Annotated in this window: 21 protein-coding genes; 17 read left to right on the top strand and 4 right to left on the bottom strand. The window is 74.4% G+C overall.

The window, feature by feature from the left end; genetic code table 11:
* The first annotated feature begins 4 nt into the window (after positions 1-4).
* The 12 genes from WIS52_RS01415 (at position 5) to WIS52_RS01360 (ending at position 13,545) form a co-directional block, all read left to right on the top strand.
* Complete coding sequence (locus tag WIS52_RS01415) at positions 5-1,069, top strand: glycosyltransferase family 4 protein (RefSeq protein ID WP_349296204.1); 1,065 nt, start codon at positions 5-7, stop codon at positions 1,067-1,069.
* Positions 1,066-2,163, top strand: coding sequence for a glycosyltransferase family 4 protein (locus WIS52_RS01410; RefSeq protein WP_349296203.1), 1,098 nt, complete (start codon positions 1,066-1,068; stop codon positions 2,161-2,163). The genes WIS52_RS01415 and WIS52_RS01410 overlap by 4 nt, the downstream gene beginning before the upstream one ends.
* Positions 2,160-3,425, top strand: coding sequence for an MATE family efflux transporter (locus tag WIS52_RS01405; protein WP_349296202.1), 1,266 nt, complete (start codon positions 2,160-2,162; stop codon positions 3,423-3,425). Before WIS52_RS01410 ends, WIS52_RS01405 begins: the two co-directional genes overlap by 4 nt.
* Positions 3,422-4,387, top strand: a complete 966-nt coding sequence (locus WIS52_RS01400) for a glycosyltransferase (protein WP_349296201.1) — start codon at positions 3,422-3,424, stop codon at positions 4,385-4,387. The genes WIS52_RS01405 and WIS52_RS01400 overlap by 4 nt, the downstream gene beginning before the upstream one ends.
* 459 nt (positions 4,388-4,846) lie before the next feature.
* On the top strand, positions 4,847-6,721 hold the full coding sequence (locus tag WIS52_RS01395; protein WP_349296200.1) for a nucleoside-diphosphate sugar epimerase/dehydratase: 1,875 nt from the start codon (positions 4,847-4,849) through the stop codon (positions 6,719-6,721).
* Positions 6,718-7,950, top strand: coding sequence for a DegT/DnrJ/EryC1/StrS family aminotransferase (locus WIS52_RS01390; RefSeq protein WP_349296199.1), 1,233 nt, complete (start codon positions 6,718-6,720; stop codon positions 7,948-7,950). Before WIS52_RS01395 ends, WIS52_RS01390 begins: the two co-directional genes overlap by 4 nt.
* Positions 7,947-8,663, top strand: a complete 717-nt coding sequence (locus WIS52_RS01385) for a sugar transferase (protein WP_349296198.1) — start codon at positions 7,947-7,949, stop codon at positions 8,661-8,663. Before WIS52_RS01390 ends, WIS52_RS01385 begins: the two co-directional genes overlap by 4 nt.
* A complete protein-coding gene (locus WIS52_RS01380; RefSeq protein WP_349296197.1) occupies positions 8,660-9,625 on the top strand; it encodes a hypothetical protein in 966 nt (321 codons plus the stop codon). Before WIS52_RS01385 ends, WIS52_RS01380 begins: the two co-directional genes overlap by 4 nt.
* Positions 9,622-10,623, top strand: a complete 1,002-nt coding sequence (locus WIS52_RS01375; RefSeq protein WP_349296196.1) for a methionyl-tRNA formyltransferase — start codon at positions 9,622-9,624, stop codon at positions 10,621-10,623. Before WIS52_RS01380 ends, WIS52_RS01375 begins: the two co-directional genes overlap by 4 nt.
* Entirely contained in the window at positions 10,620-11,615 is a 996-nt protein-coding gene (locus WIS52_RS01370; protein ID WP_349296195.1) for an LLM class flavin-dependent oxidoreductase, read from the top strand. The genes WIS52_RS01375 and WIS52_RS01370 overlap by 4 nt, the downstream gene beginning before the upstream one ends.
* Complete coding sequence (locus tag WIS52_RS01365) at positions 11,612-13,264, top strand: amino acid adenylation domain-containing protein (RefSeq protein ID WP_349296194.1); 1,653 nt, start codon at positions 11,612-11,614, stop codon at positions 13,262-13,264. The genes WIS52_RS01370 and WIS52_RS01365 overlap by 4 nt, the downstream gene beginning before the upstream one ends.
* Complete coding sequence (locus tag WIS52_RS01360) at positions 13,261-13,545, top strand: acyl carrier protein (RefSeq protein ID WP_349296193.1); 285 nt, start codon at positions 13,261-13,263, stop codon at positions 13,543-13,545. The genes WIS52_RS01365 and WIS52_RS01360 overlap by 4 nt, the downstream gene beginning before the upstream one ends.
* Positions 13,546-13,597: 52 nt before the next feature.
* Here the strand turns inward: WIS52_RS01360 and WIS52_RS01355 are convergent, their stop codons facing one another.
* Entirely contained in the window at positions 13,598-16,126 is a 2,529-nt protein-coding gene (locus tag WIS52_RS01355) for a glycosyltransferase (RefSeq protein ID WP_349296192.1), read from the bottom strand.
* Positions 16,123-17,379, bottom strand: coding sequence for an O-antigen ligase family protein (locus WIS52_RS01350; RefSeq protein ID WP_349296191.1), 1,257 nt, complete (start codon positions 17,377-17,379; stop codon positions 16,123-16,125). Before WIS52_RS01350 ends, WIS52_RS01355 begins: the two co-directional genes overlap by 4 nt.
* A 175-nt stretch (positions 17,380-17,554) precedes the next feature.
* Between WIS52_RS01350 and WIS52_RS01345 the strand changes: the two genes are divergently transcribed.
* From WIS52_RS01345 to WIS52_RS01330, 4 genes are all read left to right on the top strand, one after another.
* Positions 17,555-18,982: a hypothetical protein gene (locus WIS52_RS01345; RefSeq protein ID WP_349296190.1), complete on the top strand. Its 1,428-nt coding sequence runs from the start codon at positions 17,555-17,557 to the stop codon at positions 18,980-18,982.
* Positions 18,983-19,025: 43 nt separating this feature from the next.
* Entirely contained in the window at positions 19,026-20,537 is a 1,512-nt protein-coding gene (locus tag WIS52_RS01340) for a DUF4091 domain-containing protein (RefSeq protein WP_349296189.1), read from the top strand.
* Positions 20,538-20,644: 107 nt separating this feature from the next.
* On the top strand, positions 20,645-21,643 hold the full coding sequence (locus WIS52_RS01335; RefSeq protein ID WP_349296188.1) for a GNAT family N-acetyltransferase: 999 nt from the start codon (positions 20,645-20,647) through the stop codon (positions 21,641-21,643).
* Positions 21,640-22,545 (top strand): phytanoyl-CoA dioxygenase family protein, encoded by a 906-nt coding sequence (locus WIS52_RS01330; protein ID WP_349296187.1) that lies wholly within the window; start codon positions 21,640-21,642, stop codon positions 22,543-22,545. The genes WIS52_RS01335 and WIS52_RS01330 overlap by 4 nt, the downstream gene beginning before the upstream one ends.
* Here WIS52_RS01330 and WIS52_RS01325 read toward each other — a convergent pair.
* Entirely contained in the window at positions 22,538-23,821 is a 1,284-nt protein-coding gene (locus tag WIS52_RS01325; protein WP_349296186.1) for an NAD(P)H-dependent oxidoreductase, read from the bottom strand. The two genes, WIS52_RS01330 and WIS52_RS01325, sit on opposite strands and share 8 nt — an antisense overlap.
* Positions 23,821-24,387, bottom strand: a complete 567-nt coding sequence (rfbC, locus tag WIS52_RS01320) for a dTDP-4-dehydrorhamnose 3,5-epimerase (RefSeq protein WP_349296185.1) — start codon at positions 24,385-24,387, stop codon at positions 23,821-23,823. The genes WIS52_RS01325 and rfbC overlap by 1 nt, the downstream gene beginning before the upstream one ends.
* Positions 24,388-24,609: 222 nt before the next feature.
* Between rfbC and WIS52_RS01315 the strand changes: the two genes are divergently transcribed.
* Positions 24,610-26,112 (top strand): sugar transferase, encoded by a 1,503-nt coding sequence (locus tag WIS52_RS01315; protein ID WP_349296184.1) that lies wholly within the window; start codon positions 24,610-24,612, stop codon positions 26,110-26,112.
* Positions 26,113-26,142: the final 30 nt, after the last annotated feature.

Genomic DNA, 26,142 nt, shown 5'->3' with positions numbered 1-26,142 from the left:
CGTCATGGACGGACAGCGCAGATCGGCCCACCACTTCGGACCGCGGGCCGGGGACCCGGGCGGGATGGCCTCGGTCATCGCGTCGTACGCCGAGCTCCCGCTCGAGCAGTTCGACCTGCGGTTCAGCACCACCGCGAGCATCGGGAGCCGGTTCCACTCCGCCGAGCACCTGCCCGGCGCGACGCTCGCCCTGCTCGGCGCCGCCGCCCGGCGACCGCGGCCGGTCGTGCACGTGCACCTCGCCGAGGGCGGCTCGCTGCTGCGGGAGGGGTCGCTGCTGCGGCTGGCACGGGCGCTGGGGCTGCCGACGGTGGCGACGATGCACGCCGCGCACCTGGACACCGTGGTGCGCGAGGACCGCCGGCGGCTCACCGGCGTGCTGCGGGCGGCGCACGTCGTGCACGCGCTCGGCCCGCGCAACGCGGAGCTCATCGCGGAGGCCACCGGCCGGGACGACGTCGTGGTCGTCCCGAACTGCGTCCGGGTCCGGCCGCTGTGCGGTACCGCCGGCGACCGCCCGCCGCGCGCGCTGTTCGCCGGTGAGATCGGGACGCGCAAGGGCGTCGACGTGCTGCTGGCCGCCTGGCCCGCGGTGCGCGCGGCGCTGCCCGGCGCGGAGCTGCTCGTCCTCGGGCCCCGGCGCGAGCCGGCGCTGGTCCGCGAGCTGGACGGCGTGACCTGGGGCGGCGAGGTGTCCCGCGAGCGGGTGCTCGCCGAGCTCGACCGGTGCCGGGTCGCGGTGCTGCCGTCCCGGCTGGAGGCCCAGCCGATGTTCGTCCTGGAGGCGATGGTGGCCGGCCGCCCGGTGGTGACCACGCCGATCGCCGAGATCCCCGGCACGGTCGCCGACACCGCCGGCCTGGTCGGGGTCGGCGACGCCGGCGCGCTCGCCGCCGCGCTGCGCACCCACTTGCGCGACCCGGGCCACGCGACCCGGACCGGCCTCGCCGAGCGCGAGCGCGCGATCGCCCGCTTCTCCACGACCACGGTGGCCCGCCGGGTCGAGTCCCTCTACGACACCGCGCTGGACCGGGCCGGCGCCGACCTCTTGGCGGTGGTCCGGCCATGACGCCCGCCCACGTCCTGCTGGTGCACGACGCCTACGACGACTACGTCGCCTGCCTCGCGAACCACCTGGCCGAACGCACCCGGGTGACCGTCCTGCACCACGCCCGGATCCACGCCGGGATGCCGCTCACCGGCGACGTCGGCACGGTCGTCTACCCGCACCGGCGGATCCGGGACCCCCGGCGGATCGCGTCGATCCCGCGGATCCGCGAGGTGGCCGCCGAGGTCCGTGCCGACGTCGTGCACCTGCAGCAGAGCAACGACCCGCTGTTCACCCTCGTGCAGGGACCCACGCCCGGGCGCGCGTCGGTGCTCACCGTGCACGACGTCGTCCCGCACCCCGGGGACCGCTCGCACATCCCCGGCGGGCACCTGGCCGCGCGGCGCAGGCGCGGGTGCTTCGACCGGGTCGTCGTGCACGCCGACGAGCTCGGCGCGGACCTCACCCGCCGGTGGGGTGTCCCCCGGGACCGGATCGACGTCGTCGCGCACGGCGAGCTGGGGAGCCTCCACGGGACACCGCGGGTCGTCGACGATCCGCCGCCGCGGGTGCTGTTCTTCGGCCGGATCTGGCCGTACAAGGGCCTGGACCGGCTGGTCCACGCGATGAACGCGCTGTCCGTCACCCGGCCCGGGCTGACCCTGGCCATCGCCGGAACCGGCGAGCCGCTGGAGGGCTACCTGCGGCTCGCGGCGCCGACGCTGCGGACCGAGGTGACGGACCGGTTCGTCGACCGGGACGAGGTCGCCCCGCTCTTCGCGGACGCCGCGGTGGTCTGCCTGCCCTACCTCGAGGCGTCGCAGAGCGGGGTGCACGCGCTGGCCTGCGGGCTGGGCGTGCCGGTCGTCGCCAGCGCGGTCGGCGGGCTGACCTCGGCCGTCGCGCACGGCCGGGACGGCCTGCTGGTGCCCCCGGACGACGTCGACGCCCTGGCCGCGGCGCTGGGCCGGGTGCTCGACGAGCCGGTGCTGCGGGCCCGGCTGGCGTCCGGCGCGCGCGCCCGGGCCCGGACCGACCTGAGCTGGGACACGATCGCCGACCGCACCCTGGAGGTCTACGACCGCGCCGCCCACGCGCACCGGGTGGCGACATGACCCGCGCCGCGGTGCTGCGCCGGGTGGCCGGATCGGGGCTGGCCCGGGACACCGGGTGGGCGCTCACCGCCGAGGTGCTGCGGCTCGCGACGTCGCTGGGCGCCTTCCTGGTGGTCACCCACCTGCTCTCCCCCGGCGAGTACGGCGTCTACATCGGAACGCTCGGCCTGATGTGGTTCGTGCTGCCGTTCGCCAGCTGCGGCGCCGCCTACCTGCTGCTGCAGCGGGTCGCGGGCGAGGGCGTCGACCTGGCGACGGCGATGGGCCGCGCGAACGGGATGGTCGTCACCGGCGGGGTGCTGGTCACGCTGCTGATCGCGCTGACCCGGCCGGTGCTGCTGCCGCAGACCCCCGCGCTGGTGATCGTGCTGCTCGCGCTCGCCGAGCTGGTCTTCGGCGGCATGACCGAGACGTCGATGCTGGCCGGTCAGGCGCTGGGCCGGCTGCGGCTGACCGTCTGGGTGCGGCTGCTGCAGGGGGCGAGCAGGCTGGTGGCGGCCGTCGGGCTGATCGTCGTCGACCCGGCCGCGACGCTGGTCGAGTGGGCGTGGCTGCACCTCGCGACCGCCGCCGTCGCCGCGCTGGCCGGGCAGTGGTTGCTGCGGGTCCCCGGCCCGGCGCGCATCCCGCTGCACCGGCCCCGCCTGGTCGAGGTGACGCGCGGGTTCCCCTTCTCGGTCGGCTTCGGCGCGGAGAAGTTCCGCGAGTCCGCCGACTCGATGCTGCTGCTGCGGATCGGCACGGCCACCGACACCGGCATCTTCGGCGCGGCCGTCCGCCTGCTGAACCTGGCGCTCACCCCGCTGATGGCGCTGATCGCGTCGTCGAACGCGCGGATCTTCGCCGCCGGGGCGCGGTCCGTCGGGGCGGCCCGGGCCGTCGCCCGCCGGGTCACCGCGATCGGGCTGGCCTACGCCGCCGTCGCCGCCGTGGTGGTGGCCGTCGCCGGGCCGGTCGCGGTCGCCTTCCTCCCGGCCGGCTACGCCGCCGCCGGGGACGCGCTGCGGCTGCTGGCGGTGCTCCCGATCGCCGTCGCCGCGGAGTCCTTCGTCGCGACGGCGATGACCGCGATCGGCCACCAGCGGATCCGCGTCGCGTCCGTCCTGGCCGGCACCGCGGTCAACGTCGCGCTCAACGTCGCGCTGATCCCGACCTGGGGCTGGCGGGGCGTCGTCGTCGCGTCGGTGGCCGCGTCCGTGCTGAACACGACGCTGCTCTGGTCGGCGATCATGGTGCTCGCGGCCCGGGAGCGCCGGACATGACCACGCTGTTCCTGTCCTCGACCGGCGGGCACCTGCACGAGCTCGACGAGCTGGCCGCCCGGCTGCCGCCGGGCCGGAGGCTGTGGGTGACCCACGAGAACGCGCAGAGCACGTCCCTGCTGGCCGGCCGCGACGTCGAGTACCTGCCGTACGTCCGCCCGCGCAGCCCCGCCGACGTGGCGCGGTGCCTGCCCGTCGCCCGGCGGCTGCTCCGCACCCACGACCTCACCGCCGCGGTGTCCACCGGGTCGTCCATCGCGCTCGGGTTCCTGCCCTACCTCGCCGCGCACGGGGTGGCGTGCCACTACGTCGAGAGCGCCGCCCGGACCGTCGGCCCGTCGCTGACCGGTGCGGTCCTGGCGCGCTGCCCGCGGATCCGGCTCTGGACCCAGTACGCGCACCTGGCCGACTCCCGCTGGCAGCACGCGGGCTCGGTCTTCGACGCCTACGTCCCGGCCGCCGTGCCCGCGCGCGACGGACATCGGATCCGGGTGGTCGTCACGGTCGGCACCGCGCACCCGTTCCGCCGCCTGGTCGAGCACCTGGTCCCGCTGCTGGCCCCCGGCGGGCCGCTGGAACGGGCCACCGGCCGGCCGGTCGAGGTGACCTGGCAGACCGGCTCGACCCCGGTCGACGACCTGCCGATCACCGCGAACCCGCTGCTCCCGGCCGCCGACCTGGACACCGCCCTGGCCCGCGCCGACATCGTCGTCGCGCACGCCGGAGCCGGCTCCGCCCTGGCCGCCTTCGCCGCCGGACGCGCCCCGGTCCTGGTGGACCGCCGGGCCCGGTTCGGCGAGGCCCCGGACGACCATCAGAGCCAGCTGGCCCCCGAGCTCGCCCGCCGCGGCCTCGCCCTGGCCCGCTCCGTCGAGGAGGTACAGGTGGCGGACCTCCTGTGGGCCCGCGCGCGGGGGGCCCTCCGGGCTCGTGAGTGCTTCCCGCGGCTGGAGCCGCGATAACCACTCACGAGCGCGCCAGGTGATGTTTCACATCGGAACGTCGTCTGTGGACGAGCGCGACCCGGCGCGGCCACCGCAGGACCCGGACGGCCGGGACCGGATTCCGAGCATGTCGTGCGAAGCGGCGCGGACACTCCACATGAAACACACAGGTGATCGTCCATACGGCTCACCGGGACTGAGCGGATCAGGCCTGAGCGGAAATGCGTTCGGCTTCGCCACTCCTCAGCACTGATGACCACGCCGCCGCCCCGGCCGCGCCCCGAGCGTCCCGTCGCCATCGTCCGAACAGCCGATCCTGGATCGGCGAACAGTGGTGGATCACTGCCCGCTTCGGCGGCTCATTCATTTTCGCACGTCAGCCCGAATGGCAGATCGCTCAACTTCCCGACATGAACCTGTAACGCGGCAACCGCCATCCGAGAGTGTCCTCCCGTCACGTTCGACAGGAGGCAGGCGATGGCGCGCAGGTCGGATTCCGACAGAGCACGGGGGACCGGTCGGAACATCCCGCCGGAAGCATTTGTCGACGCCCTGACCTGGGGACCGTCACTACTAGTAGCCGCCTGGCTGCGACTCGACACCGAGATCTGGGAAGTATTCCCCCCGCCCGCCCTGGCTTTCGTCGTCGCGATCGCACTGGTGCTGCAGTTCACCGCGTCGACCGTCGCGAAAAACCTTCGCGGACATCGGGTGACGGGCGCGGTGGACGATGCGCTGCACGTCGTCGCCACATTCTCCGTAGCCGGATCGGCACTATTCGTGATCGGCCTTCTCCCACTCGTCTCCGTCCCGCGCTCCGTCCCGCTGATCGCGCTGCTGGTGGCCGTCCCGCTCGCGGTGGGCCAGCGGGTCTTGCGACGCCTGCTCCACGAGCGACGGTCCAGGCCGGACCCCGCCTCGGCGATCCCGGTGATCGTCTTCGGAGCGGGCCGGGGCGGGCAGGAGATCGTCCGTTCGATGCTCGGCGACGCGGGCGCCGGGTACTTGCCCGCCGCGCTCGTCGACGACGACCCGCACGCGCGAGGCCGGCGGATCTCCGGCGTCGTGGTCCGCGGTACCCGCGACGACATCGGTGAGATCGCCACCGCGACCGGAGCCGAGTACCTGGTCATCGCGGTGCAGAGCCTCGCCGTGGAGGACATCCGCGCGGTCAGCCGGATCGCTACCGCGGCCGGCCTCCAGGTCAAGGTCATCCCCGCGCTGAAGGACATGCTCCGCCCGTGGATCGGGTTCGCCGACCTGCGCGATCTCGACATCGCCGACCTGATCGGCCGGACCCCGGTCGAGGTCGACATCTCCTCGATCGCCGAGTACGTCTCCGGGCGCTGCGTGCTCGTCACCGGCGCCGGCGGCTCGATCGGCTCCGAGCTGTGCCGGCAGCTCGACCGGTTCGGGCCTGACAGCCTGCTCATGCTCGACCGCGACGAGTCGGCGCTGCACGCCCTGCAGCTGTCGCTGCACGGCCGCGCGTTGCTCGACTCCCCCGACGTCGTGCTCGCCGACATCCGCGACCGGGACACCCTGCACCGGATCTTCCACGAGCGGCGGCCCGACGTCGTCTTCCACGCCGCGGCGCTCAAGCACCTGCCGATGCTGGAGCAGTACCCGCAGGAGGCCTGGCAGACCAACGTGGTCGGGACCGCGAACGTCCTGGACGCCGCGCTGGCCGCCGGGGTCGGCCGGTTCGTCAACATCTCCACCGACAAGGCGGCGAACCCGACGAGCGTGCTCGGCCACTCGAAGCGCGTCGGGGAACGGCTCGTCGCCGGGGTCGCCGCCCGGGAAGGTGTCCCGTACGTCTCGGTCCGCTTCGGCAACGTGATCGGTAGCCGCGGCTCGGTCCTGACCACGTTCGCCGAGCAGATCGGGGCCGGCCTGCCGATCACCGTCACGCATCCCGACGTCACCCGCTTCTTCATGACGATCCCGGAGGCGGTGCGCCTCGTCGTCCAGGCCGGGGCGGTCGGCCGCCCCGGCGAGGTACTGGTCCTCGACATGGGCGAGCCGGTCCGCATCGTCGACATCGCCCGGCAGCTGACCCTGCTGGCCGGGCGCTCGGTACAGATCGTCTACACCGGACTGCGCGACGGGGAGAAGCTGCACGAGGAGCTCTTCGGTACCGGCGAGCAGGACGTCCGACCGGTGCACCCCGCCGTCTCGCACGTCCCGGTCCCCCCGCTGGAGCCGGACGCCACGGTCCGGCCGGTCACGGCCGGGGAGGCCGAGGCGGTCATGCGGCACCTGGCGGAGCGGACCGTCGGCGTCCCGCAGGCGCGCGTCGCCCACCCGGAGCGGCTCGCCCGCGTCGTCTCGATCGGCGAGCGGCAGTGACCGCGGTCCCGGAACGCGTCGCGGCATCGGACCTCGCGATCGCGGGCGCTCCCCCGGTCCGCCGCACCCCGCTGCCGTCCTGGCCCGCGTTCGACCCCGACCAGATCGACGCCGTCGCGCAGGTCCTGGCCTCCGGGCGGGTCAACTACTGGACCGGCACCCACGGCCGGGCGTTCGAGTCCGAGTTCGCCGCGTGGGCGGAGGCCGGGCACGCGGTCGCGGTCGCCAACGGCACGGTCGCGCTGGAGATCGCGCTGAAGGCCGCCGGGGTGCGCCCCGGCGACGAGGTCGTGGTGCCGACCGCGACGTTCGTCGCCACCGCCGCCGCGGTCGCCTCGTGCGGCGCGCGACCGGTCGTCGCCGACGTCGACGAGATCACCCAGGGGTTGTCGGTCGAGACCGTCGAGCCGCTGCTGGGCTCGCGTACGGCCGCCGTCGTGGTGGTCCACGTCGGCGGCTACCCGGCCGACGCCGCGGGCCTGGCCGCGCTGGCGCGCCGGCACGGGGTGGCGCTGGTCGAGGACTGCGCGCAGGCCCACGGGGCCCGGCGCGACGGCGTCCCGGTCGGCGGGCGCGGCGTGGTGGCGGCCTGGTCGTTCTGCCAGGACAAGATCATGACGACCGGCGGCGAGGGCGGCGCGATCACCACGTCCGACCCGGAGATCGCCCGCCGCTGCTGGGAGCTCAAGGACCACGGCAAATCCTTCGTGCGTGCCCACGAGCCGGCTCCGGTGCCCGGCTTCCGCTACCTGCACGACAGCTTCGGCACCAACGCCCGGATGACCGAGATGCAGGCCGCGCTGGGCCGGATCCAGATCGGCCGGCTAACCGGCTGGGTGGAACGCCGCCGGCGCAACGCCGCGATCCTCCGCGAGGCGCTCGCCGGCGAGCCCGCCGTGACCCTCGCACCGGTCCCCGACGGCGTGCACCACTCCTACTACCGCTTCTACGCGCACGTCCGGCCGGAGCACCTGCGACCGGGCTGGGATCGCGACCGGATCGTCGCCGCGATCAACGCCGAGGGCGTCTGGTGTGCGCACGGCGGCTGCACCGAGATCTACCGGGAGCGTGCGTTCGAGACCACCGGGCGGCCCGCACGGCCGCTGCCGGTGGGCGCACGGCTCGGCCGGACGTCGCTGGTCCTGCCGGTGCACCCCACGCTCGGCGACGACGACATGGCCGACGTCGCCGGGGCCGCGCGACGGGTGCTGGCGCAGGTGCGGGCATGAGGCGCGCGGTCGATCTCACGGTCGCCGTGCTCGCCGGTGTGCTCGCGCTGCCCCTGATGATCGTGACCGGGGTGCTGGTGCGGCTCCTGCTCGGCCGCCCGGTGCTGTTCCGGCAGGTACGCTCGGGACTCGGGGGCGAGGAGTTCACGCTGGTGAAGTTCCGGACCATGCGTGTGGAGCGGTCCCCCGGCGAGCCGGACGCGGCGCGCACCCCGCGGGTCGGGCGGTTCCTGCGGGCCACCAGCCTCGACGAGCTCCCGCAGCTGTGGAACGTCGTGCGCGGCGAGATGTCGCTGATCGGGCCCCGGCCCACGCTGCCCGACCAGGTCGCCCGCTACTCCGCGCACGAGCGCCGCCGGCTCACCGTGCGTCCCGGGCTGACCGGGTGGGCCCAGGTCAACGGCCGCAACGCGATCAGCTGGCCGGCCCGGATCGAGCTGGACATCTTCTACATCGAGCACCGGTCCCTGCGGATGGACCTGCTCATCGTCGGGCGGACCCTGCTGCGGCTGATCCGGCCGCAGGGCGTGACCGCGGCCGGCGGGGTCAACCCCGGGTTCCCGGGACCCGCCACTCCCGCGACGGACGTCCCCCTGCCGGCGACGGAGCCCCTGCCGCGGATGCGCATCCCGGAGCCGACCCGGACCCCCGAGCCGACCCGGATCCCCGAGCCGAGCCGCAACGCTGCCGAGGCCCCGGAGCCGAGCCGGTGAACGGGCGTGTCCGCGAGTACCGCGTCGCCGACGCCGACGCGGTGATCGGCCTGCACCGGCGCACCCTGCTGGCCGGGCACGAGCCGGAGCCCGACTTCGCCGCCTACCTGACCGCGTTCTACGGCGCGACCCTGTTCGACCACCCCTGGGTGGCCGACGACCTCACCTCCTCGGTCTTCGAGGACGCCGACGGCGCGGTCGTCGGCTTCGTCGGGGTGATCCCGCGGCCGATGGTGCTGGACGACCGGCCGCTGCGGGCGGCGGTGTCGGTGCGCTTCATGGTCGACCCCGACCACCCGCACGGCCCGCTCGCCGCCGCGGCGCTTCACCGCCGGTTCCTCCGCGGCCCACAAGACCTCTCGCTGGTCGAGAACGCCAACGACGCGGCCCGCCGGGTCTGGCAAGCGAGCCGGCAGGCCGACGTGCTCACCACCGGCAGCATCTCGTGGAGCGTCCCCGGCTCGGCCACGGCCGGCACCGGCCCGGTGACCGAGCTCGACCCCGGCGTGCTCCTCGACCTCCTCCTCGGTGCGGCCGCGCGGTACCGGCTCCGCCCGCACTACGACGAGAAGTCCCTGACCTGGCTGCTCGACCACCTCACCGGGGCCGGGTACCGGGGGACGCTGCACGCGCACGCCGTCTACACCCGGGACGGGCGCCCCGCGGGCTGGTACGTCTACTACCGGCGGCCCGCCGACCGGCCCGGGTACCACGGCGTCCTGCAACTGGTGTGGGACCGCGACCCGGGACCGGTGCTCGAGGCGCTGCGGGCGCACGCCGGGGGCAGCGACCTCCCGATCCACGGCCGGCTGCAGGACGGGCTGCTCCCGCACCTGGCCGCGCACGGCGGCACGCTCTCTGCCGGGCCGTGGACGGTCGTGCACTCCCCCGATCCGCGGATCCGCGCGGCCTTCCGCGCCGGCGACGCGTTCCTGACCCGGTTCGAGGGTGAGTTCTGTTGAGGCCCGGGGAACCGCTCCGCGTCGTGCTGGCCGGCCAGGAGACCGCGGGGGTGCACACACTCCGGTTGCTGACCGAGGCCGGCTGCGACGTCCGGGCCGTCCTGTCCGATCCCGAACCACACGGCCGGGGACTCGACGAGGCCGCCCGCAGCGCGGGGATCGCCGTCCTGCCCGGTGCCGACGTCCGGACCCCGGCACTCGCGGAACGCCTGCGCCGGGACCGGGTCGACCTCCTCCTCAACGTGCACTCGCTGCACATCGTCGCGCCGGAGGTGCTCGACGCGCCGCGCCTCGGCGCCTACAACCTGCATCCCGGGCCGCTGCCGGAGTACGCCGGGCTCGACGCCCCCAGCTGGGCGCTCCTGGACGGGCGGGACCGGCACGCGGTGACGCTGCATCGGATGGCCGCCGGCATCGACACCGGACCGATCGCGTACACCGCCGACCTCCTGATCACCGAGGACGAGACCGGAGCGACGCTCGCCGCCCGCTGCGTGCGGCTCGGCCTGCCGCTGGTCGCGGACCTGGTCGCGACGTTGCAGGCGGGCCGCCCGGTGCCCGCGATCGCGCAGGACCCCGGCCGCCGCCGCTATCGCGGGCGTCGTCGCCCGGGCGAGAACGTCGTGCGCTGGGACGGGCCCGCCCGGGACGTCGTGGCGCTCGTGCGGGCGTGTGACTACCACCCGTGGACCTCGCCCTGGGGGGCGGCGACCTCGGCGACGGCCGGAGGCCGCCCGGTGACCGTGCTCCGCGCGGCCACGACCGGTATCCCCGCGGACGCGCCACCCGGCACGGTCGGCACCGCCGGCGCCCTCGGCGTCCCGGTCGCCGCCGCCGACGAGTGGGTGCTTGTCCGGCGGCTGCGGGTCGACGGCCTGCGCACCACCCCGGCGACCGCGCTCCGTGCGGGCGAGCGGCTCGTCGTCCCCGCCGGCGCGGCCCTCCCGGCCGGCGCGATCCCGACCACCGCACCACCGACGACCGGAGCCGGAGCATGACCATCCAGCTGTACTCGACGTGCCCGCAGTCGAAGGACGTGCCGGCCGGGCGGTACCGGGCCGCCGTCACCGACGTGGCGCGGTGGAGCGAGGAGGCCGGTTGCACCGGCATGCTCGTCTACACCGACAACGGCCTGGTCGATCCGTGGCCGGTCGCCCAGACGGTGATCGAGGCGACGACCTCGCTCGCGCCGCTGGTCGCCGTCCAGCCCGTCTACATGCACCCGTACACGGTGGCCACCCAGGTCAGCTCGCTGGCCTACCTGCACGGCCGCGCGGTGCACCTCAACATGCTCGCCGGCGGGTTCCGGAACGACCTGCTCGCGCTCGGCGACGCGACCGAGCACGACCGCCGCTACGAGCGGACCACCGAGTACACCCACATCGTGATGGACCTGCTCCGCGGCGCGACCGTCACCCGGGCCGGGGAGCACTACACGGTGGACCGGCTGCGTCTCGACCCGCCGCTGCCGCCCGAGCTGCTGCCGGAGCTGCTGATGTCCGGCTCCTCCCCGGCCGGGTTGGCGGCGGCGCTGGAGGTCGGCGCGACCCCGGTGCGCTACCCGGAGCCGCCCGGCGAGACCGGCACCCGCCCGGACGGGGTCGACCGGTTCGGCATCCGGATCGGGATCATCGCCCGCCCCCGGTCCGCCGACGCCTGGGAGGCCGCGCACGCGCGCTTCCCGGCGGACCGGGCCGGGCGGATCACCCACCGGGTCGCGATGTCGGTGTCCGACTCGCACTGGCACCGGCAGCTGTCCGGCCGCGACGCCGGCGGCGGACCGGCCGACCCGTACTGGCTCGGCCCGTTCCAGCACTACAAGACGTTCTGCCCGTACCTGGTGGGCGACTACGACGAGGTGGCCGCGGTCCTCGCGCGCTATCTCGAGCAGGGGGCCCGCACCGTCGTGCTGGACATCCCCGAGTCCCCCGCCGAGCTGAAGCACATCGGCACCGTCGCCGACCTCGCCCGGGAGTCCCTGACCCCATGATCGACAACATCCAGCACTACGTGACCCGGTCCGCGCACAAGAACCCGGACCGGGTGGCCCTGCACGACGCGCTCGGCCGCACGACCTACGGCGAGCTGGAGGCGGCGACCAACCAGGGGGCCCGGCTGCTGCGCGACTCCGGCTGCGGTGGCGGTGACCGGGTGTGCGTGCTCTCGGCCAAGTCCTCGGCGACGATCGCGTCGCTGGTCTCGGTGCTCAAGGCCGGCGGGGTCTACGTCCCGGTCGACAGCGCCAGCCCGGCCGCCCGGGTCGGCCGCATCCTGGACGCCGCCGAGCCGGCGGTCGTCCTCGTGGACGGCTCCGCGAGCGGGCTGGTGGACGACCTGGTGGCCGGCGGCCGTCTCGGCGCCGGTACCCGGATCGGCGCCGTCGGCTCCCCCGCGTCCGGGGAGCGGTTCACCACGGCCTTCTCACTGTCGGACGTCGCGGGCGTCAGCGACCGCGAGCTGCCCGGCACCCGCTCCGGCGACGACCTCGCCCACCTGCTGTTCACCTCCGGGTCGACCGGTGCCCCGAAGGGCGTCGGGATCACCCATCGCAACGTGCTGGCCTTCGTGGAGTGGGCGACCGGCTACTTCGGCACGAGCCCCGAGGACCGGATCTCCGGACACCCGCCGTTGCACTTCGACCTGTCCACCTTCGACATGTTCGCCACGTTCGCCGCGGGCGCCGAGCTGCACCCGGTGCCCGCGTCGCTGGGGATGGACCCGCGCGGGATGGCCCGGTTCATCCGGGAGCGCGACCTGACGCAGTGGTTCTCGGTTCCGGCCGTGCTGACCCTGCTGGCGAAGTTCGACGCCGTCGCCGACGGGGACTTCCCCGCCCTGGAGCGACTGATGTGGTGCGGTGAGGTCCTGCCGACGCCGGTGCTACGGCACTGGATGCGGCGGCTGCCGCACGTCCGGTTCACCAACCTCTACGGGCCGACCGAGGCCACCATCGCCAGCAGCGTGTACACCGTGCCGGAGCTGCCAGCGTCGGAGACCGACCCGATCCCGATCGGCACGGCGTGCGACGGGGAGGAGCTCCTGGTGCTGGACGAGGCGCTGCGGCCCGCTCCGACGGGCGAGATCGGCGACCTGTACATCGCCGGGGTCGGGCTCTCCCCCGGCTACTGGCGGGACCCGGCGCGCACCGCCGAGGTGTTCCTGCCCGACCCGCGCGACCCGGCGGAGCGGATCTACCGCACCGGCGACCTCGCGCGCGTCGGCGACGGCGGCCTGGTCGAGTTCCTCGGCCGCGCGGACTCGCAGATCAAGAGCCGCGGCTACCGCATCGAGCTGGGCGAGATCGAGACCGCGGTGAACGCGGTGCCCGGGGTGAAGGAGTGCGCCGTCGTCGGGGTCCCGACCGAGGGGTTCGAGGGGACAGCGATCTGCTGCGCCCTCGCCGTCGGCGGGACCGGGGACGGGGACGGGGACGGGGACGGGGACGGGGACGGGGACGGGCCGGGAATAGCGGACCTGCGCGCCGGCGTCCGTGAGCTCCTGCCCGGCTACATGGTCCCGGCGCGCTGGGAGTTCCTCCCCGCGCTGCCGAAGAACGTGAACGGGAAGATCGACCGCCGCGCCGTGCGCGAGCGGTTCCTCGCGGCCGCGGCCGCCTCGGAGAACGGGAAGGTCCGATGACGACGACGAGCGCTGTCCCGACGAGCACCCTGAACCGGGTCCGGCGGATCGTGGAGGACACGCTGGCGGTCAGCGTCGTCTCCGTCGACGCCGACCTGGTGGAGTGCGGCCTGCTGGACTCGCTGGGACTGGTCACGGTCCTCGGTGGCCTGGAGGACGAGTTCGGCGGCGAGCTCCCGCTCGACGAGTTCGACCCTGCCGCCTTCCGGACCATCGCCGGGATGGCCGGGTTCGTGCAGCGTTCCGGCGTCGCCGAGGCTGTCCCGGCCGCGGAGGCCTGACCGGCGTTCCCCGGACCGTGCCGGCCGGGGCCCCGCGGCCCCCGGCCGGCACTCACGCGTCCGGCGTCCCCACCGGGGCCCGACCGGCGGGCGCCCACCGGCCTCCGGCACGCCGGTGCAGCGCGACGAGGTACTCGTGATGGGCCCGGTGCACGACCGGAGCCGCGTACTCGCGCTCGACCCGCTCCCGGGCGGCCGTGCCGAGCCGAGAACGCCGGGCGGGGTCGGCGAGCAGCCCGGCGATCGCCCCGGCCAGCGCCTCGGGGTCGCGGACCGGGACCATCGCGCCGGTCCGCCCGTCCAGCACCGAGTCCACCGCGCCGGTCGCGTCGGTGGTCACCGTCGGCAGCCCGCAGGCGGCCGCCTCCAGGCAGACGTTCGGGAAGCCCTCCCGCCATGTCGGGAGGCAGTGCACGTCGGTCACCCGGTAGACCGGCCGCGGATCGGCCACGCCGCCGGCGAGCAGGATCGGCAGCCCCTCGGTCACCGCGGCGTCGAGCAGCGCGCCCGTGCGGCCGTCCTCGACCGGGCCGGCGAGCACGAGCCGGCACGGGGTGCCGCGCCGGTGCAGCAGGCGCACCGCCTCGACCAGCTCGTGCACGCCCTTGTCCGGGGTGAGCCGGCCGATGAACCCGACCACCGGACCGTCGCCGAGCCGGTCCAGTTCGGACCGCAGTGCCCGCGCCGCGGCGAGCACCCCCGGGTCCGACTCGCGGTCCGCGGGGACGAACCGGTCGACGTCGACGCCGTGCGAACTGCCCGCACCGAGGACGTCGAGCCGGCCCGCGGACACGATCCCGGCGCCGACCAGCACGTGCCCGAGGCTGTGGCTGTTGGCCAGTACCCGCCGCGACAGCCGGCCGGTCACCGTCTCCAGCGCGCGCACGTAGCCGCGGCGGAGGCCGGTCAGGGTCTCGCTGCGCAGCCCCCACATGAGATGGACGACGACCGGTACCCGCCGCCGGCGGGCGGCGAGGGTGGCCAGCAGGCCGGCCTTGGGTGTGGCGCTGAGCAGCACGTCGGGCCGGACCTCGGCCAGCACCCGGGAGAGCTCGCGCAGCGACCGCAGGTCGGCGCGCGGGTCCGGCTCGCGGGACATCGCGACCGTGCGGACCGCGGCTCCCGCGGCCTCGAGCACCTCGAGGTCGGTGCCGGGCGCGCAGATCACGGTGACCTCCCAGCCCGCCTCCACCATGTGCCCGACCAGGCCGGGGAGGAAGGCCGCGGCCGTGACCGGGCTGGTCACGGCCACGGCCAGCCGGGACGCGGGAACGGGGTTCATGACGGGGCCTCCTCCGGGGGCGGGTGTGCCGGAACCGACCCGTTCCGGCCGGCCGGTGTTGGCGGGATCCGCGGCGGCCTGCCGCGCGGCGCCCGGGACCCGGGCCCAGGCGAGCAGTGCGCACGTCGTGTAGCCGATGGTCAGCCCGATCGCCGCGCCGGTCGCGCCGAGCCCGGACGCGAGCCCGAGCGCGGCGAGGAGCATGACCGGCGCCGACAGCAGCCGGGCCCACACCATGAGACGGGGCCGGCGTAGCGCGCCCATGACGGTCGTCGCACCGAAGATGACCCCCTCGGCGACGAGGCTCAGGCCGAGCACCAGCCGTGTGGTCCCGGTGAGGTCCCAGCTGGGGCCGATCAGCTGCCGGCCGACCGCCGCGGGCAGGAACACCACGATCAGGCCCCAGGCCACCGCCACCGCGGCCAGCAGCACCGAGACCCGTCGCCCGATCCGGACGACCTCGGCCGGGCCCCCGGCCCGCACACCGTCCACCAGCGCCAGCGCGTAGACGGCGCCGAACAGCATTCCCATCGGGCCGAACAGCAGGTATGCGGCCCGCAGCGCCCCGGTCTGGTCCAGATCGGACACCAGGGGCATCAGGACGATCACGGCCTGGCTCGGGAACGAGGTCAGCGCGAACATCGCCAGCAACGGCAGGGCCAGGGTGCGGTGGTCGGCGAGCCAGCGGTGCGGCAGGGCCCGCTCCGGGACCAGCCCGGCCCACCACAGCCCGACCGCCGACGCGACGGCCGCGCCGATCGCCCAGGCCGCCACGAACGACCACATCGGTGGGTCCGGCACCGTGGCGAGCACGACGGCGGTCAGCAGGACCTGCGTGCCCATCCGGACGGCGTCGTCGGCCGCCGCACGGGCGGGCCGGCCGGCCGCGATGAAGTAGCCACGGACGGCGTCCTGCAGCAGGACCGCCGGCATGCCGATCCCGACGACGAGCAGGACCGGACCGATCGGCCCCTGCACCAGGGCACCCGCCACCAGGCAGGCTGCCCCGACGACGGCGCCGAGCGACCCGGCGTACCCGGTGCTGCGCCGGGCGGCGCGGGGCAGCGCGTCCCGGTCGGCGGCGTGCGCGATGGTGAGGACGGTGCTGCCGCTCTCGTGCACCAGCCCGAGCGCGACGGCGAGCACCACGAGCACCAGCGCGAACTGACCGAACTCGGCCGGTTCCTGGGAGCGGGCGACGAGGAACGACAGCACGAAGCTGGTCCCGGTGTTCAGGCCCTGCGAGATCACGCCCCAGTGGGCCCGGCGCAGCCCCGGACGGGCGGGCGTCTCCGTCATCCGGCGGGGCCACGGACGAGCCACGGGTCGGCGCCGGCCGGCTGCGGGTCGGCGCCGGCCGCCCGCGGCGGCGCCGTGCACAGCACCCATGCGGCCGCACCGAGCGCCATGACCAGCCACCAGTGCCGCTGGTAGAACGCCTCGATCCCCATCGACAGCCCGACCATCGAGGCGTGCCCGGCGAGCAGCCCGAGCACGAGCGTGCGCTCCGCGGTCGGGGCGAGCCGGTGCGCCGCGAGCAACCGGGACCCGACGCTCCACAACAGACCAAGCAGCACCAGCAGACCGACCAGGCCCAGCTCGGTGAGGAACCAGAGCACCGTGTTGTGCACGATCAGGCCGTGCCGGGCCTCGTACCCGCCGATCCCGATCCCGACCACCGGGCTGGTCACGAACTCGGCCATCGCGTCGCCGATGATGTCCACCCGCGACTGCACCTGGTCCGGGCGCTGGATCATCCGGACCGCGTCGGGGACGACGGCGAACAGCGCCACGGCGAGCAGCGGCACGGCCGCGAAGCCGCCCACCGCGAGCCGGCGCAGCGGCACGGCCGCGGCGAGCGGGCGGCAGAGGCCGAGCACCAAGACCCCGCAGGCGAACCCGATCCAGGCCGACCGCGAGAACGTCAGCAGCAGCGCGATCGCGAGGACCGGCCCGGCGGCCCACCGCCACACCCCGCCCAGCAGTGGTACCGGGCGGGCCGTCACCAGCACGACCAGCAACGCGACCGACACCAGCCCGCCGAACGCGTTGGGGTCGATCAGCAGCCCGGTCAGCCGGACACCCGGGTAGGGCTCGTTGAGCAGCGGGAGGACCGGGCCGCCGACCGCCGCCGGCACGAACGCGACGACGGCGACGAGGGCGTTGACCACCACGGAGACCACGAACACCCGCAGCAACCGGCGCAGCCGGTCCCAGCTGTCCACGTGGTCGACTAGGCAGCAGAACGCCGCCAGGAGCAGCAGCAGACCGAACCCCTTCTGTAGGTAGGCGTACTGCCCGAGCGCACCGGTCCGCGCGTACACGACCAGCATCCCGAGGCCCATCACCGGCGGCAGCGCCAGCAGCCAGGAGCTCCACGCCCGCGGGACGTGCCGCAGCCGCGGCAGCCGCACCAGCAGGTAACCGGCCAGCGCGAGGTCGGACGGCGCGAGGCGGAACGGGAGGCCCAGCGTCCCGACCTCGAACTGCACGGGCAGCAGCGCCACCCAGCAGCAGATCAGGAACCCGGCCGCACGATCGGTCCGATGCACGACACCTCGCTCTCCCCACTCCGTTCCGGACGCGGAGGGGCTCGTCCGGCGCCCCCCGGCCGTTACCGGACGGCGATCTCTGCGAAACGGGCCCGAGGGCCTAACGAATCACCCCGGACGAGCGACCTCGGTCGGTGACTGTGGCCGCGCGACGACGAGGGGCGAGGTGCTGAACGTGCGCGACACCCAGGCGGAAGAGGCAGAGCTCGGCTTCTGGTGGCGGGTGATCCGGCATCGGTGGTGGATCGTCGCCGTGACCGTTGTCCTGGTCACCGGCGTGGCCGTCGGCGCGGTCGCAGCGTTCGTCCCCGGTCACACGGCGACGGCCCGGATCTCGGTCGCCGGTGGCGACGTCCTCGCCGAGCGGCAGTTTCTGGAGGGCAGCACCGTCCGCGACGCTGTGGCGGCGCGGCTGGGCGAGATGCCGGACGTGACCGTCAGCGGCGCGGAGGGCGAGTCCCTGCTCACGGTGTCGGCCGCCGGCCCGAGCGCGGAGCGGGCCGTCGAGATCGCGAACACCTACGCCGAGGTCGGGATCGCCGAGCGGGTCCGCTCGATCGGCGTGGAGCGGGCCGCGACGCAGGCCGCCTTCGAGCAGCGGATCGCCGAGATCGACGCCCAGCGCGTGACCGCGCCCCCGGGTGAGCTGACCGTCCTGGACCGGCAGCGCGTCGCCTACGTGGAGTCGGCGACCGCCGCCCGCTCGGCCGTCCCGCCGCCGGTCCCGGTCCTCGTCGACCCGGCGTCGGTCTCCGGTGTGACCGGTCCGGACCTGCTCGTGGTCGCCATCGGTGCGGCCCTGCTCGCCGCGCTGGCCGGGACGGCCGCCGCCGGTGTCGCCGAGCACGGCGACCGGCGGGTCCGGACCGCCGACGGCGCCGGTGCGGCGCTGCCCGCCGCACCGCTCGGATCCGTCCCCGGCGCGGAACCGGGCGTCGCGGCGATGCGGTGGCGCTCGCTGCTGCGGCTCGGGGGCGGCGGGACCGCGGCCGAGCCCGGCTCGGCCGCCGCGGACGCGGTCTCCGTGGTGCGCCAGCGCATGCAGAACCGGGGCCACATCAAGCCGAAGGACGCGATCGCGATCTTCGCGCTGGACCCGCGCGACGCCCGCCACGCGGTCGCCGTCGGGATCGACCTCGCCCGCAGCATCGTCCGGTCCGGACGGTCCGTGCTCCTGCTCTCGGCCGACCTGCGCGGTGGCGACGGATGCCTCGCCCGGCTGCATCTCTACGAGGACGGACCGGGCCTGTCCGAGGTGCTCCGCGGCGCCGACGCGGGCTCGGCCGTCCAGCCGACGACGACCGAGGGGCTGAGCGTCCTGGCGGCCGGTTCGGGCACCGCGAGCCCGTACGACGACCTGCAGTCCGAGCGCTTCGGGTCGGTCGTGGCCGAGCTGCGGCTCAATGCCGACCTGCTGGTCGTCGTCGCACCGCCGCTGTCGTCGCACCCGGACGCGCTGGCCGTGGCCGAGGTCGTCGACACCCGGATGGCCGTGGTCGGCCCGGAGGCACGTCGCCCGGTCCTCGAGGACGGGGCGCGCGAGCTGGAACGCAACGGGATCGCGCTCGACGGGTTCCTGTTCGCCGGCCGTGCGCGGGTCTAGGCCGCACCGGACCGGGTTCGGCCTGCTCCTCGCCCTCCTGCTGATGTCCACCGCATGCGCCCCCGAGCCCTCCCCGGGACTGGAGCAGCCACCGTCGGCGTGGGTCACCGGTTCGATGCACCGGGTCGGGGAGACCGAGGTCGCGACCGGGCGGACCGACCACGAGCTCGCCGCCGCGCGCGGCGGGACCGACTCCTTCCAGGTCGTCGTCGCCGGGGGGCGGAGCGGCCTCACCGGGGTGGAGCTGGAGGTCGGGGAGCTGACCGGGCCCGACGGTGCGGCCCTGCCCGCGTCAGCGGTGACCCGCTACCGCGAGCACTACGTCGAGGTCACCGCCACGAGCCCGGACCGGAGCGGGACGAACCGGCCCGGTGGTCCCGGCCGCTACGCGGACGGGCTGATCCCGTTCGTGCACCCGGACACCGGCGAGCCACTGGACGGGGAGCTCCGGGCCGCCGGAGCGGAGGTCGCCCCCGGGCTGAACCAGCCGTACTGGATCGACGTCGCGGTCCCCGCGGACGCCGTGCCGGGGATCTACGAGGGGACCTGGACGGCCACGGCCGACGGGTTCCGGGAGTCTGGCCGGATCACGCTGACCGTGTCCACGATCCAGCTGCCGGCGCGCCCGTCGCTGCGCAGCGTGGTGCTCAACTGGACCGGGCGGACGGCGGTCAGCCGTGAGCTGCTGCGCCACAAGCTCGTGCCCACCTCCGCCCTGCCCGACCCGGACGATCCGCTCTCCCAGGTCGTCAACGTGGCCGACGTGGGCCTGTTCAGCGGCGCGGACGAGGGGCGATGCCGGCTCGACCCGCCCCCGCCGGTCGAGCGGATCCGGGCCGCTGCGGCACGTGAGGAACGGTCCGGGGCCCTGCTGCTGAACTACACCGCCGACGAGATCGGCGGGTGCGACGACGTCGCCGAGTCCGTCCGGGCCTGGTCCCGGGCCCTGCACGAGGCCGGGGTCGCGCAGCTGCTCACGCAGGCGCCGGACCCGGCACTGTTCGACGACGGCACCGGACGACCCGCCGTCGACGTGTGGGCGATGCTGCCTAAGCAGTACGAGGACGACCCGGAGCTGGTCGCGGAGGCACGGGCACGCGGAGCCGAGGTCTGGTCGTACAACGCGCTCGCGCAGGACGGCTACTCGCCGAAGTGGCTGCTGGACTTCGCGCCGATCGACTTCCGGATCCAGCCCGGGTTCCTCAACCAGCAGCTCGGGCTCGGCGGGATCCTCTACTGGCGTGCGGACGCGTGGACCGACCGGCCGTGGGATGACGTGTACGCCTACTCCCCCGACGGCTACCCCGGCGAGGGACAGCTCCTCTACCCCGGCGAGCAGGTCGGGATCGACGGCGGCGCGGTGCCGTCGATGCGGCTGAAGTGGTTGCGCGACGGGGTCGAGGACTTCGAGCTGATCGGCCTCGCCCGGGACCGGGATCCGGCGGGCACCGACGCCGCCGTCCGTTCGGTGGCGCGGGACTGGCAGGACTGGTCTCCCGATCCGCACCGGCTGGCCCAGGCGCGAACGGTGCTGCTGCGACTGGCCGGGGGATGAACCGGCGACCGGCCACCGAAACGGTCGTAACAGACACGGTGTCTCGTGCGAGTCGACTCCCGGCGGGTGCGTCGGAGCCCCGCCGGAGCCCCACCCTGGGAGAGCGTGTGTCCTCAGCCACGGTCGGTCTGCGCCCGGCGCAGCTGCTCGACGACCGCGGGGCCGCCGCGGTCTCCGAACGGTCCTTCTTCCGCAGCCGCACGCACTACGACGCCGAAGGTGTCACCCACACCCTGGTGCTGTCCGCTCCGGGCACCCGGTGCGCGGTACCGCTGGTGGTGCGCCCGATCCCGGGTACCGGCCTGCACGACGCGGCCTCCCCGTACGGCTACCCGGGCGGGGACCTCGACGGCACCCCACCGGACGCCGCCGACCTCGATCTGTCCGGGACCGGGCTGGTCAGCGTGTTCGTCCGGGAACCGATCGCGCGGCCGTCGCTGTCCGGAGGGACGCGGCGGGGGACCGTGCTGGTGCACGACCCGTTCCGCCCCCGGTCGACCAGCCGGTCCTTCCGGCGTGCCCTGCGTGCGGCCCGCTCCGCCGGCTACACGCCCGAGCTCCTGTACGGACCGGACGTGGACGACACCACCCTGGCCGGCTTCGCGGCGGCGTACGCCCACACCATGAACCACGTCGGCGCGACCGACCGGTACCGCTTCGGGGCCGGGTACCTGCGGGGCTGTCTCGGCCACGACGGCTCGTGGCTGGCGGTGGTCCGCGACGGCGACGGCCGGGTCGCTGCCGGCGAGCTAGTCGTCCGCTCGGACGGGATCCTTCACTCCTACCTGGCCGCCACCGGCGACGACCACCGCCACGCCTCGCCCGGCAAGCTCTGCACGGCGCGCCTGCTGGACCTCGCCGACGAGCTGGCGATGCCGCTCAACCACGGCGGTGGGGTCCGGCCGGGTGATGGGCTCGAGGCCTCGAAGCGCAGCTACTGCAACGCCGAGATGGGGTTCGTCACGCACGAGCTGGTGGCCGACGAGGACACCTACGACCGGCTCTGCCGTGACGTTTCAGGCCCCTCCGGCGACTACTTCCCCGGATACCGCCGGAGGCCCGGAGCACCGGGCGGGGCGGACTCGATACCCCGGGAGACGACATGAACTCCGACGTCCGTGAATCGCCCGTCCTGGGCGAGGCCCAGCGGCGCCTGTTGCCCGATGACGACGACATCGCCTTCTACGACGAGCACGGGTGGTGGGTCTCCCCGCGAATCCTCGACGACGACGTGCTCGACGCCGCCGTGCGCGGCGCCGAGCGGTTCTACGCCGGTGACCGGGACCGTCGGCTACCGGTCGAGACAGGGTACGTCGACTGGCACCCGGGGGACGGCGACGAGGTCCGCAACTCGCAGCACGCGTCCTACCGCAATGCCGAGCTCCGCGCGCTGGCGTTGCAGCCCGTCGTGGGGGCGATCGCGGCGAGGCTCGCCCGTACCGACGAGATCCGGATCTTCGAGGACACGCTGGTCTACAAGGCACCGACCCCGGCCGGCGCCACGGGCGGGGTCGTCGGATGGCATACCGACTACTCGTACTCGTCGAACTGCGTGTCGCAACGGATGCTCTCGGCCTGGATCCCCACCCACGACGTCCCGGCCGACCGGGCGCCACTGATCGTGGTCGACGGCAGCCACCGCTGGCCGGCGACCGAGCACCTGCGCTGCTTCAACGACCAGGACCTCGACGGCGTCCGCACACGGTTCGCCACCCAGGGCCGCGAGATCGTCGAGATCCCGCTGGTCATGGGACGTGGCCAGGTGAGCTTCCACCACAGCCACCTCGTCCACGGCAGCCGTCCGAACCGCGCCGAGCTGCCCCGGATGGCACTCGCGGTCTACCTGCAGGACGGGGACAACCGGTATCGCGAGTTCTGGAACGACGGGGTCCGGATCCACCACTTCCTCGACGGCGTCTGCAGGCGGGACGCCGACGGCGCCCCGGACTATGCCGACCCGGAGTTCTTCCCCGTCCTGTGGCGCAGCCCGGACCCGACCGTCAGCTGAACAGCTTCTCCTGCTCCTCCCGCAACGCGTCGATCAGCCGGCCCGGCGGCAGCGTCACGTCGGCGTAGGTGAGGACCTCGTCCTTCGCGACGTCGCGGGTCAGCACGCAGCCCTCGGCGACGCCCATCGGCAGCAGCCGCTCCGACCGGGTCACCGCGGAGGCCTCCGCGACGCCGTAGGTGTCGTAGCCGCCCAGCCCGTCGAGGGTGTGCCCGGCCTTGAGGTCCTGCTTGATCGTGGCGACGACGTCGACGTGCTGTCCGGCGGGCGGGGTGAGCGCGGCGTCGGCGAAGTCCACGGCCCGCACGATGGTGTTCGGGACCTCGAAGTGGCACAGGTGGTACGGCGTGTAGAAGCTGTACAGCGGGCCCTCGCCGAGCTTGTACAGGTTCAGGTAGTGCTGCTGCTTCGGGTCGTCGTGCGTGCCGAGCACGAACACGCCCGGGCCCGGCTTGGCCCCGACCACGTAGTCCACGACCCCGCCCAGCGCGCGCAGCTCGTCGACGTCGTAGGCCTTCGTGAGCTCGTCGACGTGCCCGGCGTGGTCGCGGCCGTACATCCCGCGCTTCCCGACGGTGAATCCGAACGCGTTGGCCACGATCGCCTGCTCGAACGACACCTTGGTGCCGTCGGCGAAGCTGGTGACCATCGCCGGGTCCTGGCCCCACTTCTCGGCGAACGCCTTCTGCGTGGTGGGGGTGCGGTACTCGTCCTGCAGGCCCTTGATGTTGCCCGCGACCAGCGGGGTGACCCCGATGCCCTTCACGAACCGCAGCAGGTTGGCCTGGACACCGGGCTGGTCGCCGTCGGCGCCGGTGAGCACGACGCCGGCCTTGCGGGCCTTCTCGGCCAGCAGCGGGCCGACGGTGCCGTCCAGCTCGGCGTTCATGGTGACGACCGGCAGCCCGCGCTCGATCGCGGCGACGGTGACGTGGGCGCCGAACTCGACGGCGCCGGTCACGTCGACCAGCACGTCGATGTTCTCCGCGGCGAGCAGCGCGAACGCGTCACCCAGTACCGCGGGGGTGCCGGCGGCGATCGCGGCGTCGACCTCGGCGGTGGTGGAGACCTCGACCGGGGTGAGCCCCGCCTCGGTGTAGGCGCGGACGGCGGTCGGCACGGTGCGGTTCGCGATCGCGACGACGTCCATGCCGGGCGTCGAGTTCGTGATCTGGTTGACCAGGCCGCGGCCCTGGAACCCGGCGCCGACCAGGCCGACCCGGATCGGGCGGTTCTCGGCGGCCCGCTTGGCGAGCGCGGTGTCGAGGATCAGCATCAGCGCGCTCCGGTCAGGGTCGCGGCGAAGTCCGGGTTGTCCGCCAGCAGCGGCCAGTTCGCGTCCTTGTCCGAGATGTGCGCGACCTCGTGCGGCCAGTCCACGTCCAGTGCCGGGTCGTTCCAGCGCAGCCCGCGCTCGGCACCCGGGGCGTACGGCGTCGAGACCTGGTAGATCGTCGTCGCGTCCGGGGTCAGCGTCAGGTAGGCGTGCGCGAAGTTCCGCGGCACGTACATCGCCGTGTGGTTGTCCTGGGACAGTTCGGCGCCGAACCACTTCAGGTAGGTCTCGGAGTCGGGCCGCAGGTCGACGATCACGTCGTAGATCGCGCCGCGGACGCACCGGATGACCTTGACCTCGGCGTTGGGCTCCAGCTGGTAGTGGAAGCCGCGCAGGGTGCCCGCCTCGTGGTTGTACGAGAGGTTGCACTGGGCGATGGTCGGGTCGAGCCCGGCGTCGGTGAACTCCTGCTCGCAGAACGCACGGGCGAAGAACCCGCGGTCGTCCGAGAGCCGCTTGAGATCGATCAGCGCGGAGCCGGGAAGCGGGGTCTGGTGAATCTCCACGATTCCTCTTTCGCTACGGGGACCTGCGACGGTAGCGGGCGGCCGTCGAACGGGTGCATCCCCACCTGGTTCTCACACCCCGTGACCGATGATCGTCGCAGCGCGACCGCGTAACGGGCTCACCCCGGAGAGCGACAGCAACGGCAGAGCGGATCCGGCAGCGACGCGGACCCCAGCGCGTCCCGCCGTGATCGCCAGATCCCCCGAAGGAGCTCCCCCGTCGTGAGCACGTACCCCGACGTCTCGAACGGGTCCGAGGCCACCGTGCCGCACACCGTCCCGCAGCAGCGGCGACGCCCGGCCCCGGTCGGCCCGCAGGACGCCCCGCGCTGGCAGCGCCGCTTCTCGATCGCGGTGGCGGTCGGCGACCTGGCGACGATCGCGATCGTCGTCGCCACCTGCGTCCTCATGGGACTGACCGGCGAGTTCGCCGCGGACCGGGCCCGGCTGGGCACCGGCCTGATCGCGGCCGGGCTGCTGGTCGTGGCGCTGCCGATCTGCCGGGCGTGGGACGGGCGGGTGCTCGGCCAGGGCTCGGCCGAGTTCGTCCGGCTCGGGCAGGCGGTCCTGCTGGCCGACATCGCGCTGGCCTTTGGCGGCCTGGCGCTGTTGGTGAACTCGTCGCGCGAGTGGGTCTTCCTGCTGGTCCCGCTGACCGGCGCTGCGATGCTCGTGACCCGGTTCGCACTGCGGAAGTTCCTGCACCGCGCCCGGGTCCGCGGCCGCGGCTTGCTTCCGGTGCTGGCGGTCGGCTCGGAGGAGGCGGTCTCCGACCTGATCGCGCACACCCGGCGGGACCCGTGCTTCGGCTGGCGGGTGACCGGGGTCTGCACCCCGACCGGTGCCGGGACCGGCGGCGGGTACGGCGTACAGGGTGTGCCGGTACTGGGCGACCTGGACTCGGTGCCCGCCCTGGCCACCCAGGGCGCGCACGGCGTCGTCGCGGTCTGCCGCGCCCCGGGCTGGGGCCCGGCCCGGCTGCACCGCCTGGCCTGGGACCTGGAGGGCAGCAGCACCGAGCTGGCCGTCGACCCCGGCCTGATGGAGGTCGCGGGCCCGCGGATGCACATCAGCCCGGTCGACGGCATGCCGCTGCTGCGGGTGTCCGAGCCGCGGTTCACCGGCGTCACCCGGATGATCAAGCACTCGGCGGACAAGCTGGTCGCGTCGCTGATCCTGCTGCTCACCGCGCCGGTGTTCGTGGCGATCGCGCTGGCGGTGAAGCTGTCCGACCGCGGCCCGGTGTTCTTCGCCCAGGAGCGGGTCGGCACGAACGGCCGCACCTTCCGGATGCTCAAGTTCCGGTCCATGGTGGTCGACGCCGAGGCGCGGCTGGCCGAGCTGGCCCGCAGCAACGACGGCGCCGGCCCGCTGTTCAAGATGCGCCGCGACCCCCGGGTCACCGCGGTCGGCGAGGTCCTGCGCAAGTACTCGCTCGACGAGCTGCCGCAGCTGCTCAACGTGCTGAGCGGGAGCATGAGCCTGGTCGGCCCCCGCCCGCCGCTGCCCCGCGAGGTGGCGACCTACGCCGTCGACGCCCGGCGACGCCTGCTGGTCCGCCCGGGCATGACCGGGCTGTGGCAGGTGAGCGGGCGCAGTGCGCTGAGCTGGGAGGAGTCGATCCGGCTCGACCTGCGGTACGTCGAGAACTGGTCTGTCGCGCTGGACCTGCTCATTCTCTGGAAGACGTTCGGAGCCGTTGTGCGGAGCCGGGGGGCGTACTAGCGATCCACCTCGGCGATGATGCCGCGATGC

This window comes from Pseudonocardia nematodicida, assembly GCF_040105385.1.
Taxonomy (GTDB): Bacteria; Actinomycetota; Actinomycetes; order Mycobacteriales; family Pseudonocardiaceae; genus Pseudonocardia; species Pseudonocardia nematodicida.
The sequence above is the reverse complement of the archived record's forward strand: the minus strand, read 5'-3'. Positions and strand labels throughout refer to the sequence as shown.